We start from the raw sequence: 18,699 nt of genomic DNA on the forward strand, positions 1-18,699 counted from the left end.
CTCAATATCTAAGTATAGTTTGAAGCCTTTATTCAGTTTCTTTGCTCTGGGTGTTTACATCTTCACTTAAGGTATAGTTAACTCTTACTAATATGTTATTCATCTCTTGTCTGACAGTACTGTAAAGCTCTTTAAACTTTTCTTTGTTCTCTTCTGGATTTTCAAATTGTCCTAGCTGTCCCCATAAAGACTGAACCATTTTCATATTATCAAATAATTGTATATCTAATGGCGTTTGAGGAGCGGGAATAAGCACAGTAGGAGCTCCTAAATCTTCAAATACAGTCATTAATTGTTCGAAGATTTCACCCGAGTATGTATCTTCTTGAATTAAATAACCTAAATCATTTAGTGATGGAGCCGTTAAGTAAATGATTTGAATAATGCTTCTTTCAAGGTTTGTCGCTTTATCCCATGTTCGATACTCTGAAGGATCTTTTCCTTCAAGCTCTTTAGGAGGGTTAGAAATAAAAAGTTTGTAAGCATCATCGATCATCTCTTGAGTAGAAAGGTTATATGCTTTTGCATCAACGATATTAATAAAGGCATCCCCATAATTAGTAATGTTTGAAGTTTTACCATCAATGCTTGTTATATTACGAATCGGATACTCATTTAAAGGAAAATAGATTCTCCCATGTTCATCCATGTGTTCTTCAACAATTTCCTTCTCAGTATGTTTGAATCTAATATTTCCATCCTCACCAAATGGTGATTCGATACTTGTTGTTTGAATTATTTCTTCTGTTACAGTAGCACTTTCGTTATTTCCATTTTTATCCCCTTCAGTAGATTCCTTCTCTTTCGTTGATTCAATATTTTCTTCCGCAGTTTTAGTTTCTGTATCACTTTTTTGAGTATTATTATTTAGGCCGCATGCAGAAAGCATGATGCTACATACGAATATTAATAAGAGCTTATACACGTGATCATCCCCTATATTCTCTCTTTATTTTTGAGTTTTATTTTTAATAATTCTGTATAATTATACCACACAAAAAACATGAACAATTTGATTTCAGCCAAAAAGGTTTTAAAACGAGATAAATTTTTTCTCTTTTTCCAATAAAAAAACTGGTAACAAGTAATTTGTATGTCATTTCTTTAAAGATAAACAATAATCTTTAAGGGGTGAATACAGTGAACGTTATTACAACGTTAAAAGAAAAAAGAGAAGAAAAACAGATGAATTTTGAAAAAACTTTACTTCGTGAATTATCGATCAAACAATTAAAGAAGCGAGTTTATAATTATTTTGGTTCTTCTCGTTTTACTACGGGGTTACTAATGAACTCGGGAATAGAAGAAGCATGTTTCGATGTAGGAATTGAAGCTTACTTATTAGGTGGGCATTTTAGCCGATTTGGATATTTCGGTGAAAGCATTGAGGAAATTATGAAACGTTGTGAATATGAATTAAAACATTTGACAGAAACCTTTTATTTTTTTTTTTTATATTGGAGCAAGGGAATCGAAGGTGTAGTAGATGAAGGGTTATATTATTTATGTGAACAGTATATAGAAAGCTGGTGGAGAGAAGGATTTCAAAAAGGAGAGCGGCAGTATAAGCTTCGTCTTCATTAAAAATTTATACCGATCCATAATTTTCGTTCTAAAAGGGTAAGTTGTCCCATATAGTAAATTGAACGGGGACAAGCGAAAGGGTGGATCGGGAAGAATGAAAAAGAAACTAAAAATTAGTTTATTTATGCTTGGGGCCATCATCCTTTTTTTAATTATACAATATGAGTTTTTGGAAAATGATTCATGGAATGCTTGGAATCTCCCATTAACAGGAAAAATAATTTTAATCGATCCTGGCCATGGAGGACCTGACGGGGGAGCAGGTGATTCAACGGTGTTAGAGAAAGATATTGCCTTAAAAGTGTCATTAATGGTTAGAGACTATATACAGCAGCAAGGAGCACTCGTCATTATGACGAGGGAGACAGATAAAGATTTAGCAAAAGATGGGACAAGAGGTCTTAGCCGCAGAAAAACGGAAGATCTTCATAAGCGGTTAGAGATGATAAATGAATCAGAAGCAGATTTATTTATTAGTTTGCACTTAAATTCAATCCCTTCTCCTCGTTGGCGAGGTGCACAAACATTTTTTGCACCGCATTTTAAAGAAAATGAGAAATTAGCGAAATTTATTCAAGTTGAATTGCGGAGAAATCTTGAAAATACAAAAAGGGTAGCAAAACCGATCAACAATGTGTTTATTTTAAAAAATGCCAAAAAACCGGGAGCTCTAGTCGAGATTGGATTTTTATCGAACGAAGCGGAAAAGCAACTTTTACAAGATGAGGAATATCAAAGAAAAGTAGCAGCTTCAATATATGAAGGAATTATTCGCTATTTTACAAACGAGAAAGAACTGACAGAGTAGAAAATAGAGTTCCTTTCTTCTAGCCTGATGACAAATGCTCGATTCCGTCGTTGCTTGCACTTCGTTGTAAGCTCACTTGCTCTACTCGCTTCTACTCTTGTGCGATGCGCGGTCTTTCGGGCTTTTGCTTCAAATATTGACTTTGTCTAAGAAGGTGGATATGACCTTCTTTCAAACCGTTGAAAAACTTAATTTTTGTTATACGTTTATGAACGACAAGTTTTATTTTCTTCTGCTTCGTGCAGAGAGCGTTTTCTAACTGTTTCACAGAACAATTATGGTATACTGTAACTTGAAGGTGAATGATAAAGGTAGGTGTTTACACATGTTAACTGAAGAAAAAGTACGTGAACTTTTAAATGAGTTAAAAGATCCATTTCTACATAAAACATTAGCGGAAACAAACGCAATTAAAGAAATAAAGGTTAAAACAGAAAAAAAACATGTTAGTGTAAAGGTAGCGATTGCTAAGACAGGACCGGCCGAACAATTACAGCTTCAAACAGAAATTGTCAATGTATTAAAAGGAGCTGGGGCAGATTCCGTCGGATTACGTTTTAGTGAGCTTTCTGAAGAAGAATTAATGAAGTATCGTTCATTGATAGACGAAGATCAAGATAAAGGATTGCTTTCCCCAAATAACAAAACCACTTTTATTGCTATTGCAAGTGGAAAAGGTGGAGTTGGTAAATCAACTGTTTCAGTAAACCTCGCTGTATCTCTTGCACGCTTAGGGAAAAAAGTTGGACTAATTGATGCAGATATTTATGGATTTAGTGTTCCTGATATGATGGGAATTACGAAGCGGCCTGTTGTTCGAGGAGAAAAAATAATTCCGGTTGATCGTTTTGGAGTGAAAGTTATTTCAATGGGCTTTTTTGTTGAAGACAATGCTCCGATTATTTGGCGCGGTCCAATGCTTGGTAAAATGTTAAACTCTTTCTTCCATGAGGTCGAATGGGGCGACTTAGATTATTTACTGCTTGACTTACCTCCAGGTACAGGTGATGTTGCATTAGATGTTCATTCAATGCTGCCATCTTGCCTAGAGATTATTGTAACAACACCTCATCCAACGGCAGCTTTTGTTGCAGCCCGTGCTGGAGCCATGGCTTTAAAAACTGAACATAAAATATTAGGTGTTATTGAAAATATGTCATTTTTTGAAAGTAATGTTACAGGTGAAAAGGAATATGTCTTTGGAAAAGGCGGGGGAGAAAAACTTGCTGAAGAGCTTCAAACTGAGCTTTTAGGGCAATTGCCACTTGCACAGCCCGATTGGAATGAAGAAGATTTTGCTCCATCTATCTACCAAGAAGACCATAAGCTTGGAAAAGTATATGGGGATATCGCTAAAAAAGTTGTTTCAGCTGTTGAAAAATAAATCAGACTGCCGAATTGGCAAAAGCGAGAACGTTCATAATATCCTATACCAACTAAGAAAGCCTCTCCAAATAAACTGTCCCCTGTCAAGTTAACAGGGGATCATTCATAATTGGGGAGGTTTTTAGCTTTCGTTATTTATTGTTCTCCGCCCTCTTCAGCTTGTCCTTCTTTTTCACTGTTAGCTCCCTCATCTGCTTTTTTAGTATCTTGGACATTTTCAGCTGCTTTCAGAAGGATTTCTTGAATTTTAGCTTTAAATAATGGGCTGTCAAAAGTCTCTGTCATAATATTTTGTAAGTGTTTCCGATATTCATTGCTCTTTAAAACATCGGTAAAATTCTTCTCAATTTCAGGATCTTTTAAAATTTCAACCATCATTGCACGATATTCTGGATCCTTCATTAAATCCTTTAGCATTTTTTCGTTTTCTTTTTTCATACTTTTAGCAAAGCTCTCTGCAAATTTAGGATCTTCAAAGGACTTTTTCCAAAAATCGTTTCCTTTTTCAGAAGTAAGTGTTTTTTCTATTGTCTCTGAAACGACAGCTTGATCCATGACGAGTTCTCGCTTCAACTTTTCATCGCTCATTACTTCTTTAAACGCTTTTTTGCCTTCATCTGTTTTTAAAATATCAACAACCTTTTTTTTCGTCTGATCATAATCAATTTGTGCCGAATTTGAATTATTTGACGAACATCCTGAGACAAATATAATAATGAATAGAGGGAGGAGCACTTTCCATTTTAACTGCATTTTTAAAAGCTCCTTTCGAAAAATCTCCTTAAGATTATCATGATAAAATAATGAATTTATTATGCGTTCAAAGCTTAATACCTAGATTTTTCATCCTAGGGTTGGTACAATCATAAGAGTGAATTTATTACATAGTTGGGGGACAAAAGAGTGACTAGCCGTAATTGGGTCAAATTGTTTATTTCCACGTTAATAGTCGGTGGTTTAACTACGGGAATTGTCGGATTTACCGTCCGGTGGGGCGAATTTGAACATTTATTTACCGACCTAGATATACTGGGGATACTATCTACGTTAATCTGGTTAATTGGTGTTGGATTTATTTTTAGTATTATTAGTCAAATGGGCTTTTTTGCATATTTAACAGTTCATCGATTTGGTATTGGGATATTTAGAACAGTGTCTTTATGGAATTCGATCCAGCTATTTCTGATCGCATTTGTACTATTTGATTTAGTTTATTTTCGCTTTCAAGCCTTTGCAGATAAAGGAGAAAGCTTAAGTCAATATATTTGGAAAGCTATTTTTATTTTAGCGGTTGGGCTGATTGTCGCTTTTATAAAAGCAAAGCAAACAAATAAAGCTGCATTTATCCCAGCATTATTTTTTATGGTTGTTGTCACAATACTTGAGTGGGTGCCCGTACTTCGAGTCAATGAAGAAAGCTGGTTATATTTAATGCTCTTCCCATTAATGGCATGTAATGCTTATCAATTACTTATACTTCATAAATTAAATGAAAAATCAATGCAGGAAAGACGATTGAAATCATCTAAAAAGCCGTCCTAACATGAAAGGGACGGCTTTTTAGACTGTTCCAAACTTTCGTATTCATCGTTGCTTGCCCTCTTCGTTTCTCTCATGCTGCGCGTCTCGACAAATAGTCTAATGTTAACTTCGTCTACAATCAGACGTCTTTATTAATTATTCAAAATAATAGGCGGCTTCACTTGATCTCTTTAGACTTTGTTTCAGCATTAGCAATCATTTCTGATACGGTTACAAGCTTCAATCCTTTATTGTTTAACGTTTTTAAAATAGATGGCAGAGCTGAAACGGTTTGTTTAGCAGAATCTGAGGCATGAAGTAAAATAATATCACCTTTTTCTGCTTTACTAATATTTTTAACAATTTGCTTAATCCCAGGATTTGTCCAATCTTTAGAATCAATACTCCAGTGAACTAATGTAAATCTTAACTCATCCGTTACTTTTAATGTTTTTTTATCAAAATGGCCTGTCGGAGCTCTGACAAGCTTAATTTCTTTAATATTTAATTTTTTGAACACATCGACTGCTTTATATAAATCTTTCCTAATTTCAGCTTCTTCAAGTTCTGGATAATCTTTATAAGCATAGCCGAGCATTCCGATTTCATACCCTTCTTTTACAATACGATTAACGATTTCAGGATGACGCTCTGCCCAAGATCCGGAAAGAAAGAACGTAGCTGATTTTATCTTTTCCTTTTTTAAAACATCTAGAATCGGTTCCGCCTTTTCATCGCCCCAACCGATATTAAAAGTCAAAGCAATATTCTTTTCTCCTTTATAAACAGCTTTTGGCCCATCCTTTGTGGAAAATACAGGTACATAAATATTGTTTCCAATATAAAAAAACCATGCTGCAAAAAAAGCAATAATGATGATCAAAAGAAACTGTTTTACTGTTTTTCCGTTTATAGTATAAAAAAAATTCAAACATCATCACCCCGCAATAACCTACCTTTGTTCTCATCCTATGCTTGTTCAAAAAGGATATGATAAAAATTTCACTAATAAAAAAACAATCTATGGAAATAACTACAAATTAAGTTGTTGTTTAAGGAGTGAAAAATGGATGCTTGGATTATTAATTAATGAGAAAGAAATAAAAGAACTTCACTATTTAATGAAAAGAGAAATGGACGAAATTTTGTTTGATTTAAAGGATGAACGAATTGATAACATTGTTAAAAGGGCAATGGAAGAGCGATATAAAATATTATTTTCATTATTTAAACGGATTGCACCACCTCGAGAATGCTTCGAATATACGAGATCTATATTAAATAAACAGGAAAAAGGATAATAATTTTAAGGAGAGTAAATATAATTGAAAAAAATTATTGACAGATAATATTAACCCTGATATATTAATAAACGTTGCTGCTAACAAATGAAATAAAAAATATGTTGACAGTCAATAATAATCATGTTATTATTAAAAAGTCGCTTCAGAGGCGACGAGGGAAAATTGCTCTTTGAAAACTAAACAAACAAACGTCAACAACAACAATTTAAACAATTTAAAGTGGAGGCAACTAACCATTTGTTAGAAGCTGACACTTGCCAACGTTAATTTTTTTATTATGAGCGAATCAACGCTCCAAATTTATTGGAGAGTTTGATCCTGGCTCAGGACGAACGCTGGCGGCGTGCCTAATACATGCAAGTCGAGCGAACTGATCAAAAGCTTGCTTTTGAACGGTTAGCGGCGGACGGGTGAGTAACACGTGGGCAACCTGCCTGTAAGACAGGGATAACTTCGGGAAACCGGGGCTAATACCTGATACTCCTTCTCTTCGCATGGAGAGGAGTTAAAAGATGGCTTCGGCTATCACTTACAGATGGGCCCGCGGCGCATTAGCTAGTTGGTGAGGTAAAGGCTCACCAAGGCGACGATGCGTAGCCGACCTGAGAGGGTGATCGGCCACACTGGGACTGAGACACGGCCCAGACTCCTACGGGAGGCAGCAGTAGGGAATCTTCCGCAATGGACGCAAGTCTGACGGAGCAACGCCGCGTGAGCGAAGAAGGTCTTCGGATCGTAAAGCTCTGTTATTAGGGAAGAACAAGTACCGTTTGAATAAGGCGGTACCTTGACGGTACCTAACGAGAAAGCCACGGCTAACTACGTGCCAGCAGCCGCGGTAATACGTAGGTGGCAAGCGTTGTCCGGAATTATTGGGCGTAAAGCGCGCGCAGGCGGTCCTTTAAGTCTGATGTGAAAGCCCACGGCTCAACCGTGGAGGGTCATTGGAAACTGGGGGACTTGAGTACAGAAGAGGAGAGTGGAATTCCACGTGTAGCGGTGAAATGCGTAGAGATGTGGAGGAACACCAGTGGCGAAGGCGGCTCTCTGGTCTGTAACTGACGCTGAGGCGCGAAAGCGTGGGTAGCGAACAGGATTAGATACCCTGGTAGTCCACGCCGTAAACGATGAGTGCTAAGTGTTAGAGGGTTTCCGCCCTTTAGTGCTGCAGCAAACGCATTAAGCACTCCGCCTGGGGAGTACGGCCGCAAGGCTGAAACTCAAAGGAATTGACGGGGGCCCGCACAAGCGGTGGAGCATGTGGTTTAATTCGAAGCAACGCGAAGAACCTTACCAGGTCTTGACATCCTCTGCCACTCCTAGAGATAGGACTTTCCCCTTCGGGGGACAGAGTGACAGGTGGTGCATGGTTGTCGTCAGCTCGTGTCGTGAGATGTTGGGTTAAGTCCCGCAACGAGCGCAACCCTTGATCTTAGTTGCCAGCCTTTAGTTGGGCACTCTAAGGTGACTGCCGGTGACAAACCGGAGGAAGGTGGGGATGACGTCAAATCATCATGCCCCTTATGACCTGGGCTACACACGTGCTACAATGGATGGTACAAAGGGCAGCGAAACCGCGAGGTCGAGCCAATCCCATAAAACCATTCTCAGTTCGGATTGCAGGCTGCAACTCGCCTGCATGAAGCCGGAATCGCTAGTAATCGCGGATCAGCATGCCGCGGTGAATACGTTCCCGGGCCTTGTACACACCGCCCGTCACACCACGAGAGTTTGTAACACCCGAAGTCGGTGAGGTAACCTTTTGGAGCCAGCCGCCGAAGGTGGGACAGATGATTGGGGTGAAGTCGTAACAAGGTAGCCGTATCGGAAGGTGCGGCTGGATCACCTCCTTTCTAAGGAATCATTAAAGGTTGATCGTTTGTTTGTTTAGTTTTGAGAGAGCAATCTCTCAAATATTGTTCTTTGAAAACTAGATAATAAATGAAGAAGGCAAAAGAAAGAAACCGAGTATCACCAAAGATATCTCTTAAAAAAAGGAAAAGAGAAGCAAGTAGTTCTAGGAAGCAAATGAACGACAACCGGAGCGTACTAAAAGTACGTGAGGATTGGAGTGAGCGTAGCTGGCAACGAAATACGTAGCTTATCTTTTACCGAAAAAAGACAATTTAGAAGCGAGTTATTCAAGGAAACAAGTGATCGAACACCGGAGCGTACAAAACGTACGTGAGGATGTGAGAGAGCGCAGTTGACGCGGAAAAACGAAGCTTATCAATTGTCGTAAGGTTAAGTTAGAAAGGGCGCACGGTGAATGCCTTGGCACTAGGAGCCGATGAAGGACGGTACTAACACCGATATGCTTCGGGGAGCTGTAAGTAAGCTTTGATCCGGAGATTTCCGAATGGGGAAAAACCCCCTATCCGTCATGGGATAGGATCATAACCTGAATCCATAGGGTTATGAAGGCAGACCCGGGGAACTGAAACATCTTAGTACCCGGAGGAAGAGAAAGCAAAAGCGATTCCCTAAGTAGCGGCGAGCGAAACGGGAACAGCCCAAACCAAGAGGCTTGCCTCTTGGGGTTGTAGGACACTCAACATGGAGTTACAAAGGAACGAGGTAGATGAAGCGGTCTGGAAAGGCTCGTCAGAGAAGGTAACAACCCTGTAGTTGAAACTTCGTTCCCTCCTGAGTGGATCCTGAGTACGGCGGGACACGTGAAATCCCGTCGGAATCTGGGAGGACCATCTCCCAAGGCTAAATACTCCCTAGTGACCGATAGTGAACCAGTACCGTGAGGGAAAGGTGAAAAGCACCCCGGGAGGGGAGTGAAAGAGAACCTGAAACCGTGTGCTTACAAGTAGTCAGAGCCCATTCATGGGTGATGGCGTGCCTTTTGTAGAATGAACCGGCGAGTTACGATTTCATGCAAGGTTAAGTTTAAAGACGGAGCCGCAGCGAAAGCGAGTCTGAATAGGGCGAAAGAGTATGAGGTCGTAGACCCGAAACCAGGTGATCTACCCATGTCCAGGGTGAAGTCCAGGTAACACTGGATGGAGGCCCGAACCCACGTACGTTGAAAAGTGCGGGGATGAGGTGTGGGTAGGGGTGAAATGCCAATCGAACTTGGAGATAGCTGGTTCTCTCCGAAATAGCTTTAGGGCTAGCCTCAAGTGTAAGAGTCTTGGAGGTAGAGCACTGTTTGGACTAGGGGCCCTCATCGGGTTACCGAATTCAGACAAACTCCGAATGCCAAAGACTTATCCTTGGGAGTCAGACTGCGAGTGATAAGATCCGTAGTCGAGAGGGAAACAGCCCAGACCACCAGCTAAGGTCCCAAAGTATACGTTAAGTGGAAAAGGATGTGGAGTTGCTTAGACAACCAGGATGTTGGCTTAGAAGCAGCAGCCACCATTCAAAGAGTGCGTAATAGCTCACTGGTCGAGTGACTCTGCGCCGAAAATGTACCGGGGCTAAACGTATCACCGAAGCTGTGGATTGACACCGTAGGTGTCAGTGGTAGGAGAGCGTTCTAAGTGCGTTGAAGCTAGATCGTGAGGACTGGTGGAGCGCTTAGAAGTGAGAATGCCGGTATGAGTAGCGAAAGAAGGGTGAGAATCCCTTCCACCGAATGCCTAAGGTTTCCTGAGGAAGGCTCGTCCGCTCAGGGTTAGTCGGGACCTAAGCCGAGGCCGAAAGGCGTAGGCGATGGACAACAGGTTGATATTCCTGTACCACCTTATCGCCGTTTGAGCAATGGGGGGACGCAGGAGGATAGGGTAAGCGTACAATTGGATGTACGTCTAAGCAGTTAGGCTGGTAATGAGGCAAATCCCATTACCGTAAGGCTGAGCTGTGACAGCGAGGAAAATTATTTTCCGGAGTTCCTGATTCCACACTGCCAAGAAAATCCTCTAGCGAGGAATAAGGTGCCCGTACCGCAAACCGACACAGGTAGGCGAGGAGAGAATCCTAAGGTGATCGAGAGAACTCTCGTTAAGGAACTCGGCAAAATGACCCCGTAACTTCGGGAGAAGGGGTGCTCTGATAGGGTGCAAGCCCGAGAGAGCCGCAGTGAATAGGCCCAGGCGACTGTTTAGCAAAAACACAGGTCTCTGCGAAGCCGCAAGGCGAAGTATAGGGGCTGACGCCTGCCCGGTGCTGGAAGGTTAAGGGGAGCGCTTAAGCAATCGCTGAAGGTGTGAACCGAAGCCCCAGTAAACGGCGGCCGTAACTATAACGGTCCTAAGGTAGCGAAATTCCTTGTCGGGTAAGTTCCGACCCGCACGAAAGGCGCAACGATCTGGGCACTGTCTCAACGAGAGACTCGGTGAAATTATAGTACCTGTGAAGATGCAGGTTACCCGCGACAGGACGGAAAGACCCCGTGGAGCTTTACTGTACCCTGATATTGAATTTTGGTGCAGCTTGTACAGAATAGGTAGGAGCCGTGGAAACGTGAGCGCTAGCTTACGTGGAGGCGTCGGTGGGATACTACCCTTGTTGTACTGAAAATTCTAACCTGCGCCCCTTATCGGGGCGGGAGACAGTGTCAGGCAGGCAGTTTGACTGGGGCGGTCGCCTCCTAAAAGGTAACGGAGGCGCCCAAAGGTTCCCTCAGAATGGTTGGAAATCATTCGCAGAGTGTAAAGGCACAAGGGAGCTTGACTGCGAGACTTACAAGTCGAGCAGGGACGAAAGTCGGGCTTAGTGATCCGGTGGTTCCGCATGGAAGGGCCATCGCTCAACGGATAAAAGCTACCCCGGGGATAACAGGCTTATCTCCCCCAAGAGTCCACATCGACGGGGAGGTTTGGCACCTCGATGTCGGCTCATCGCATCCTGGGGCTGTAGTCGGTCCCAAGGGTTGGGCTGTTCGCCCATTAAAGCGGTACGCGAGCTGGGTTCAGTTCAGAACGTCGTGAGACAGTTCGGTCCCTATCCGTCGTGGGCGTAGGAAATTTGAGAGGAGCTGTCCTTAGTACGAGAGGACCGGGATGGACGCACCGCTGGTGTACCAGTTGTCTTGCCAAAGGCATAGCTGGGTAGCTACGTGCGGAAGGGATAAGTGCTGAAAGCATCTAAGCATGAAGCCCCCCTCAAGATGAGATTTCCCATTTGAGCTCCCTGAAAGATGATCAGGTTGATAGGTCTGAGGTGGAAGCGTGGCGACACGTGAAGCTGACAGATACTAATCGAGCGAGCACTTAACCAAATAAACATGATACTTTCTTTCTTGCTTCTTCACATTATCTAGTTTTTTGAGAGAATAAAAATTTTACTTGAAAAAAATTTAAAAAACATTATAATAATAAATGTCCGGTGACGATGGCGAGAAGGTCACACCCGTTCCCATTCCGAACACGGAAGTTAAGCTTCTCAGCGCCGATGGTAGTAGAGGGCATCCCTCTGCGAGAGTAGGACGTTGCCGGGCATTTTTTATTCTTATTCCGCAGTAGCTCAGTGGTAGAGCATTCGGCTGTTAACCGAACGGTCGTAGGTTCGAATCCTACCTGCGGAGCCATACATACAAAATTTTTTTAAATAAAAACTAAAATGCTTGCTTCCATAGCTCAGCAGGTAGAGCACTTCCATGGTAAGGAAGAGGTCACCGGTTCGAGCCCGGTTGGGAGCTTTAAAATAAATGCTTTTTATACTTATAAATGGCCCGTTGGTCAAGCGGTTAAGACACCGCCCTTTCACGGCGGTAACACGGGTTCGAATCCCGTACGGGTCATCATTTTAAAGGAGGATTAGCTCAGCTGGGAGAGCACTTGCCTTACAAGCAAGGGGTCGGCGGTTCGATCCCGTCATCCTCCATTAGCTATGCCGGCCTAGCTCAATTGGTAGAGCAACTGACTTGTAATCAGTAGGTTGGGGGTTCAAGTCCTCTGGCCGGCACCATTTTATATTCCATCATTTATGGAGGGGTAGCGAAGTGGCTAAACGCGGCGGACTGTAAATCCGCTCCCTCAGGGTTCGGCGGTTCGAATCCGTCCCCCTCCACCATCGTTTATAAATAGGACATGTTTATATTGGGCCATAGCCAAGCGGTAAGGCAACGGACTTTGACTCCGTGATGCGTTGGTTCGAATCCAGCTGGCCCAGCCATTATATTTTTTTCCTCAATATGAGCCATTAGCTCAGTCGGTAGAGCATCTGACTTTTAATCAGAGGGTCACAGGTTCGAATCCTGTATGGCTCATTTTGAACTCCTTTTATGAAAAGGAGTTTTTTTGAAAATATTAATTCTATGCGGAAGTAGTTCAGTGGTAGAACACCACCTTGCCAAGGTGGGGGTCGCGGGTTCGAATCCCGTCTTCCGCTTTCAAGGGCGATAAGCCTAGCTCATTCATGTTGCATTTTCCATCACAGTTAACCTTAAACTTTGACAGTTTAAGGTTTTTTTAATTGACTCCTACATGATATTTCATACTCACAATGGCAAACTAATCGTATATATATGCAAAATTTTGTTGAGTTGAGTCATATTAACAAAAGAGGATAAAATATAAAAAGACTAGGGATGGAGGATGATTAATAGATGAGGAAAATAAGTATTATAGGGGTACCAATGGATTTAGGGCAGACTAGGCGCGGTGTTGATATGGGGCCAAGCGCCATCCGTTATGCTGGAGTAATAGAACGTCTTGAAAAGTTGAACTATGAGCTTGAAGATATTGGTGATATTGTAATTGGTAAACTTGAAAAAACTGATGACTCCAACTCAATGCTTCGTAATTTAACAGCTGTTGCAGAGGCAAATGAAAGGCTTGCCTCCAAAGTAAGCGAAGTTGTAAAATCAGGTTCATTTCCACTCGTCCTTGGAGGAGATCATAGTATTGCAATTGGGACATTAGCAGGAATATGTAAACATTATAAAAACCTTGGAGTTATTTGGTATGATGCTCATGCCGACTTAAATACCGAAGAAACATCTCCGACTGGAAATATACATGGAATGCCTCTTGCTGCAAGTATGGGAATCGGTCATAAAGATTTAACAGGAATATTTGGATATACGGAAAAAATAAAATCGGAAAATATTGTCATTATTGGTGCAAGATCATTAGATGAAGGAGAAAAGCAACTGATTAAAGAAAAAGGTATAAAAGTTTATACGATGCATGAAATTGATCGGCTAGGAATGACGAAAGTAATAGAGGAAACGATTGAATATTTAAAAGAACGTACCGACGGTGTGCATCTCTCTCTAGACTTAGATGGTCTTGATCCTCATGACGCTCCTGGCGTAGGTACTCCAATCATTGGTGGTATTTCGTATCGAGAAAGCCACTTAGCTATGGAAATGTTAGCAGAAGCCGGCATCATTACATCAGCTGAATTTGTCGAAGTAAATCCGATTTTAGATGAAAGAAACAAAACAGCAACAGTTGCTGTAGCTTTAATGGGTTCATTATTTGGTGAGAAACTATTATAATGTATAAATAGAAACTAACAATGAAATGTTACGCTTTTTTGTTTAGCCATAACTTTGATATTTTTAAGCATTAAATTGGAAATTCCTTTAAACATTTGAAAAAACAAAAAATTTATAACACTAATCCCTTATTACTACTTTTTTACTATGTTTTATAAAATTTTTAAGTCAAACCGGTAAATATTTGCTAAAATTAAGATATTGGTTAACTTTTTTAAAAAAAATGAAACCTTTTCCGCTATCGATCGTAATATCGTATAGCCGCAGTAGAGCGGAGGTAAAGAGATATGGAAGACATCGTAAAAAAGAGGATAAAACAAGTATTAAAGGGAGATCAAAATGCTTTTGGGGAAATTGTTGAAATTTATAAAGATAGAGTATTTCAACTAAGTTTTCGAATGTTAGGGAATAGACAAGAAGCAGAAGATATTGCACAGGAAGCTTTTATTCGTGCGTATGTAAATATAAGTAGCTTTAATATTAAATTAAAATTCTCAACGTGGTTATTTAGGATTGCAACTAACTTGTGCATTGATCGGATACGTAAGAAAAAACCAGACTATTATTTAGATGCTGAAGTTGCTGGTACTGATGGATTAACGCTTTATTCTCAAGTAGCCGCTGATGGTACTCTTCCTCAAGATCAATTAGAAAGTATGGAACTACATGAAACAATTCAAAGAGAAATATTACGGCTGCCTGAGATATATCGCTCAGTAATTGTCTTAAAATATATTGAAGAGCTTTCATTAAAGGAAATAAGTGAGATTCTCGATCTTCCGTTAGGAACAGTTAAAACGAGAATTCATAGGGGACGGGAAGCTTTGCGAAAGCAGTTACGTTATGTTTGATGAGAGGGTGAGAACGTTGAAATGTCCCACAAAAGTAGTACAATATATGCACGAGTATTTAGATGAGGAGCTCTCTGCTGAAAAAGAAAAGATACTAAGAGAGTATTTGCAAAAATGTCCGGACTGCCAGACGCATTTGCACGAATTAAAAAAGTCTATTGCGTTAGTGCAAAGTACTTCAAATGTTCAAGCCCCTTCTGGGTTTACTGCTAATGTAATGAAAAAGTTACCTAAAGAAAAGAAAGAAATTGGTATCCAACGTTGGTTCCGGCACCATCCGTTTTTAACAGCTGCTGCTCTATTTATCATCCTAATGGGCGGTAGTATTTTTTCAATTTGGAACGAAGATCAGCAGTTTTCTGTTTCTAAGCAACCTAATTTAATTGTAGAAAATGATATTGTAATCGTACCTGAAGGAGAAGTCATTAAGGGTGATATTGTCGTTCGGAACGGAACTTTAAAGATTGAAGGGGAAGTGCAAGGAAACGTTACAATTATCAATGGGGAAAAGTATTTAGCTTCTGCAGGTAATGTTAGTGGGGAAATCAAAGAAGTAAATGAACTATTTGATTGGGTCTGGTACAATATTAAGAAAACCGCAAAAGATGTAGTCAATGTCTTTGATAAAAACAAAGAACAAGAGCTAGATTAAAAAGATGGAGGAATTATCTCAATTTGTTGACAACGCTACTCAAAATTGAAAACGCTTGCCAACGAAGGTAAAAGCAAACAAGTCTTACAACGAGCGTTCGATCACTAATCTGAAATGATTTTTTAATCATATTATTTTTCTGTTACAAATATATTAAATTTAAAGGCACAGTGTTAGTAAGTGTCTTTTTAGATTACAGATTAGTTATTGTCGAATTGATTCCTCAGACTGAATGAAAACGCTTGCCAGTCGAGGCACGCAGCACAAGGCGGAAGCGAATAGAACAGGTGTTCATGAGCTTACAACGAAGTGCAAGTAACGAAGAAAGCGAGCGTTTGTGATCAGTCAGAAAAGCCTTTAAGATAAAGGTTTTCATTTTTAACACTACATCAATAATAAGCTAAAGCCCTCAGACTGAATGAAAACGCTTGCCAGTCGAGGGCACGCAGCACAAGGCGGAAGCGAATAGAACAGGCGTTCATGAGCTTACAACGAAGTGCAAGTAACGAAGAAAGCGAGCGTTTGTGATCAGTCAGAAAAGCCTTTAAGATAAAGGTTTTCATTTTTAACACTACATCAATAATAAGCTAAAGCCCTCAGACTGAATGAAAACGCTTGCCAGTCGAGGCACGCAGCACAAGGCGGAAGCGAATAGAACAGGCGTTCATGAGCTTACAACGAAGTGCAAGTAACGAAGAAAGCGAGCGTTTGTCAACAGTCTGAAAGGCACTATGTTAGGAAGTGCCTTTTTTATTTTCACTCTATAAAAAATTTATCTGTCATTAGCCTCCTTTAAACGCAACTAAATTATCTTAAAGCCCTTCCTTTCTCGCTAAAAAATCCAATTATTAATAGTTAATAATATGGTTAAAGAAAATACTTGTAAAGTTGTTCATAAAACGAGATACTAAACATAAAAAATGTTATTTAACATGATTATAAAGGAAAAGAAGTTTCTGAAGAAAGTACCACTTTATGTTATAATAATTAAGTTATCATTATAGTTAGCGGCTACCGCTCTAAACTAATGGGGGAAGTATAATGCCGTTTGTAAATTACTCTTTATTAGATTATCTTGCCGTTATCGTTGATATACTCCTTGTCTGGTTTGTAATATATAAACTCATCATGGTTATTAAAGGCACGAAAGCTGTCCAATTATTAAAAGGAATTTTTGTTATTATCATTGTTCGGCTGCTTAGTGGTTTTCTCGGTTTTAATACATTAAGTTGGATGATGGAACAAGCATTAACATGGGGATTTCTCGCCATTATTATTATTTTCCAACCAGAGCTTAGACGTGCCCTTGAACAATTGGGAAGAGGGCGGTTTTTCTCAAGGACTATAACTCAAGAGGATGAAGGAAAAGAAGCTATTGTAGAAGCGATTATTAAAGCAACAGACTATATGGCTAAACGCCGTATTGGTGCGTTAATATCTGTTGAAAGGGAAACAGGTATGAGCGACTATATTGAAACCGGTATACCTTTACATTCAAAAATTTCTTCACAGTTGTTAATTAATATATTTATACCTAATACACCGCTCCATGATGGAGCTGTTATTATCCAAAAAAATGAAATTGCAGCAGCGGCTTGTTACTTACCATTGTCTGAAAGTCCATTTATTTCAAAAGAATTAGGGACGAGGCACCGTGCTGCTTTAGGAATTAGTGAAGTAACAGACAGTATTACAATTGTAGTTTCTGAAGAAACGGGTAGTATTTCGATTACTAAAAATGGTGAACTTCATCGTGATTTATCTTCTGAAATGTTTAAAGAAATGTTAACAAAGGAGCTTTTGGCAGTATCTAAACAAAAACAGACTTCTTCACCTCGCTGGAATTGGAGGGGAAAAAGAAATGGATAAACTAATGGACAGTCGTTGGTTTATAAAGGTTGTTACTTTTCTGCTCGCTCTGTTGTTATTTTCAACGGTCAATTTTGATCCGCAAAAAAATAAACGAACAACTGAAGAGTCAGTAGCTTCTAATTTAAATGAAGAAACAATTTCTGATGTTCCAGTAACAGTGATTTATGATAAAGAAAACTTAATCGTTTCAGGAATTCCCGACACAGTAAGCGTAACTGTTGAGGGGCCAGTAAGTATTGTTCAATCGGCAAAAGCAATGAGAAACTTTGAGGTATTTGTAGACTTAACTAATGCGTCAATCGGAACGCAGCGTGTCCCAATCCAAATACGGGATATTTCTGATAAGCTTAAAGTAACGATAGAACCTGCTAATATTAATGTAAATGTTCAAGAAAGAATAACTAAAGAATTTAATGTTGAAGCAGAATTTAATAGGACGATGGTAGAAGAAGGCTTTATTTCTGAACAACCAATCGTAGAGCCAAATAAAGTAAAAATTACAGGAGCCAAAAATATAATTGATCGAATTTCTTATGTAAAAGCTATGATTAATTATAAAGGGAAAATTGACAGTACCATTACCCAAGAAGCGAGTATCCGGGTATTGGATAAAGAATTAAATAAATTGGATGTTATAGTTGAACCAGAAATTGTACAAGTTACATTGCCTGTTAAAAGATTGAGTAAAATAGTACCAATTAAAATTGTAAGTAACGGGACCCCTCCAAATGGAGTCTCAATTGAATCAATGGGTCTTGATGCTCAAGAAGCAACTATTTTTGCAAGAGAGGACATTCTTAATAAAACAGAAAGTGTTAGAGTTGAAGTTGATTTAAGTAAAATTACTAATAGCCAAGTACTCACATTACCAGTTATTATTTCTGAAGGAATAACAAAAGTAAACCCTGAACTAGCAAACGTAAATGTAAAAGTAAATGTGAGAACTGAAGAAGAAAAAGTTGAGGAAGAAGAGCCAAAGGAAACAACTACAACGAGTGAAATAAGTGAAATATCAATCCCAAAGGTTCAAATTAAGAGCACAGGCTTAGCCGAAAATTATAAGTTAACATTTTTAGACCCAGCAGATGAACAAACAAGTTTGTCTGTATCTGGACCAAGTAATATAGTCAAAAAATTAACTCCAGCTGATTTTGAGTTAGTGATAGATGCTTCCAACTTACAGGAAGGTGAGCATAATATTAGAATACAAGGAAAAGGTCCTCAAAATGTCACTTGGAAAATGGGACAGGAAACGGCTAAAATTAGTATAGTACAAAAAGAATAACAATGAATCATTTGGATAAAAATCGAAAAGGTGGTTA

At 39.7% G+C, this 18,699-nt stretch carries 13 protein-coding genes, 9 tRNA genes and 3 rRNA genes; 22 read left to right on the plus strand and 3 right to left on the minus strand.

Translation table 11 applies throughout. The features are described from left to right. Window positions 1-28: 28 nt before the first annotated feature. Window positions 29-925: a hypothetical protein gene (locus K6959_RS17715; RefSeq protein WP_163243478.1), complete on the minus strand. Its 897-nt coding sequence runs from the start codon at window positions 923-925 to the stop codon at window positions 29-31. Window positions 926-1,140: 215 nt separating this feature from the next. Between K6959_RS17715 and K6959_RS17720 the strand changes: the two genes are divergently transcribed. The 3 genes from K6959_RS17720 to K6959_RS17730 all read left to right on the plus strand — a co-directional run bounded on the left by K6959_RS17720 (window position 1,141) and on the right by K6959_RS17730 (window position 3,776). Continuing rightward, window positions 1,141-1,584, plus strand: a complete 444-nt coding sequence (locus tag K6959_RS17720) for a YbaK family protein (RefSeq protein ID WP_223087191.1) — start codon at window positions 1,141-1,143, stop codon at window positions 1,582-1,584. 94 nt (window positions 1,585-1,678) lie between these two features. Next, the gene (gene cwlD / locus K6959_RS17725; protein ID WP_163243476.1) at window positions 1,679-2,392 is read left to right on the plus strand and encodes an N-acetylmuramoyl-L-alanine amidase CwlD; all 714 of its coding nucleotides are present in this window, start codon (window positions 1,679-1,681) and stop codon (window positions 2,390-2,392) included. Between the two features lie 325 nt (window positions 2,393-2,717). Further along, window positions 2,718-3,776 carry an Mrp/NBP35 family ATP-binding protein gene (locus K6959_RS17730; protein WP_223087192.1) on the plus strand — a complete coding sequence of 353 codons (1,059 nt, stop codon included), beginning with the start codon at window positions 2,718-2,720 and terminating at the stop codon, window positions 3,774-3,776. A 137-nt stretch (window positions 3,777-3,913) separates the two neighbouring features. Here K6959_RS17730 and gerD read toward each other — a convergent pair whose 3' ends face one another. Continuing rightward, window positions 3,914-4,531, minus strand: coding sequence for a spore germination lipoprotein GerD (gene gerD / locus K6959_RS17735; protein WP_223087194.1), 618 nt, complete (start codon window positions 4,529-4,531; stop codon window positions 3,914-3,916). Between the two features lie 150 nt (window positions 4,532-4,681). Between gerD and K6959_RS17740 the strand changes: the two genes are divergently transcribed. Then, window positions 4,682-5,320: a KinB-signaling pathway activation protein gene (locus K6959_RS17740; protein ID WP_163243473.1), complete on the plus strand. Its 639-nt coding sequence runs from the start codon at window positions 4,682-4,684 to the stop codon at window positions 5,318-5,320. Between the two features lie 157 nt (window positions 5,321-5,477). On the opposite strand, the gene pdaB is transcribed toward K6959_RS17740, so the two are convergent. Then, window positions 5,478-6,230, minus strand: a complete 753-nt coding sequence (pdaB, locus tag K6959_RS17745) for a polysaccharide deacetylase family sporulation protein PdaB (RefSeq protein ID WP_163243472.1) — start codon at window positions 6,228-6,230, stop codon at window positions 5,478-5,480. Window positions 6,231-6,369: 139 nt separating this feature from the next. Between pdaB and K6959_RS17750 the strand changes: the two genes are divergently transcribed. The 18 genes from K6959_RS17750 (at window position 6,370) to K6959_RS17835 (ending at window position 18,662) form a co-directional block, all read left to right on the plus strand. Beyond that, complete coding sequence (locus K6959_RS17750; RefSeq protein WP_163243471.1) at window positions 6,370-6,600, plus strand: hypothetical protein; 231 nt, start codon at window positions 6,370-6,372, stop codon at window positions 6,598-6,600. Window positions 6,601-6,903: 303 nt separating this feature from the next. Then, window positions 6,904-8,456, plus strand: a 16S ribosomal RNA gene (locus K6959_RS17755). Between the two features lie 389 nt (window positions 8,457-8,845). After that, window positions 8,846-11,776 (plus strand): 23S ribosomal RNA (locus K6959_RS17760). Between the two features lie 103 nt (window positions 11,777-11,879). Next, window positions 11,880-11,995 (plus strand): 5S ribosomal RNA (gene rrf / locus K6959_RS17765). The 16S, 23S and 5S rRNA genes sit together here with 9 tRNA genes alongside, the layout of an rRNA operon. 15 nt (window positions 11,996-12,010) lie before the next feature. Next, a tRNA-Asn gene (locus K6959_RS17770) sits at window positions 12,011-12,085 on the plus strand. Between the two features lie 38 nt (window positions 12,086-12,123). After that, a tRNA-Thr gene (locus tag K6959_RS17775) sits at window positions 12,124-12,196 on the plus strand. A gap of 30 nt (window positions 12,197-12,226) precedes the next feature. Next, window positions 12,227-12,298, plus strand: a tRNA-Glu gene (locus K6959_RS17780). A gap of 10 nt (window positions 12,299-12,308) precedes the next feature. Next, window positions 12,309-12,381: transfer RNA gene (locus K6959_RS17785), tRNA-Val, on the plus strand. Between the two features lie 8 nt (window positions 12,382-12,389). Continuing rightward, window positions 12,390-12,465, plus strand: a tRNA-Thr gene (locus tag K6959_RS17790). 20 nt (window positions 12,466-12,485) lie between these two features. Continuing rightward, window positions 12,486-12,570, plus strand: a tRNA-Tyr gene (locus K6959_RS17795). 27 nt (window positions 12,571-12,597) lie between these two features. After that, a tRNA-Gln gene (locus tag K6959_RS17800) sits at window positions 12,598-12,672 on the plus strand. A 21-nt stretch (window positions 12,673-12,693) separates the two neighbouring features. Continuing rightward, window positions 12,694-12,766 (plus strand) — tRNA-Lys (locus K6959_RS17805). Window positions 12,767-12,816: 50 nt separating this feature from the next. Further along, a tRNA-Gly gene (locus tag K6959_RS17810) sits at window positions 12,817-12,888 on the plus strand. Window positions 12,889-13,105: 217 nt separating this feature from the next. Then, window positions 13,106-14,002, plus strand: coding sequence for an arginase (gene rocF, locus K6959_RS17815; protein WP_163242487.1), 897 nt, complete (start codon window positions 13,106-13,108; stop codon window positions 14,000-14,002). 287 nt (window positions 14,003-14,289) lie between these two features. Next, entirely contained in the window at window positions 14,290-14,853 is a 564-nt protein-coding gene (gene sigW / locus K6959_RS17820) for an RNA polymerase sigma factor SigW (RefSeq protein WP_163242486.1), read from the plus strand. 16 nt (window positions 14,854-14,869) lie between these two features. Further along, window positions 14,870-15,505: an anti-sigma factor family protein gene (locus K6959_RS17825; protein WP_223087196.1), complete on the plus strand. Its 636-nt coding sequence runs from the start codon at window positions 14,870-14,872 to the stop codon at window positions 15,503-15,505. 1,041 nt (window positions 15,506-16,546) lie between these two features. Next, window positions 16,547-17,374, plus strand: coding sequence for a diadenylate cyclase CdaA (gene cdaA, locus K6959_RS17830; protein WP_163242484.1), 828 nt, complete (start codon window positions 16,547-16,549; stop codon window positions 17,372-17,374). Then, window positions 17,367-18,662, plus strand: a complete 1,296-nt coding sequence (locus tag K6959_RS17835) for a CdaR family protein (protein ID WP_163242483.1) — start codon at window positions 17,367-17,369, stop codon at window positions 18,660-18,662. Before cdaA ends, K6959_RS17835 begins: the two co-directional genes overlap by 8 nt. Window positions 18,663-18,699: the final 37 nt, after the last annotated feature.

Origin of the sequence: Bacillus aquiflavi, from assembly GCF_019915265.1 — a bacterium.
Classification (GTDB): Bacteria; Bacillota; Bacilli; order Bacillales; family Cytobacillaceae; genus Bacillus_BT; species Bacillus_BT aquiflavi.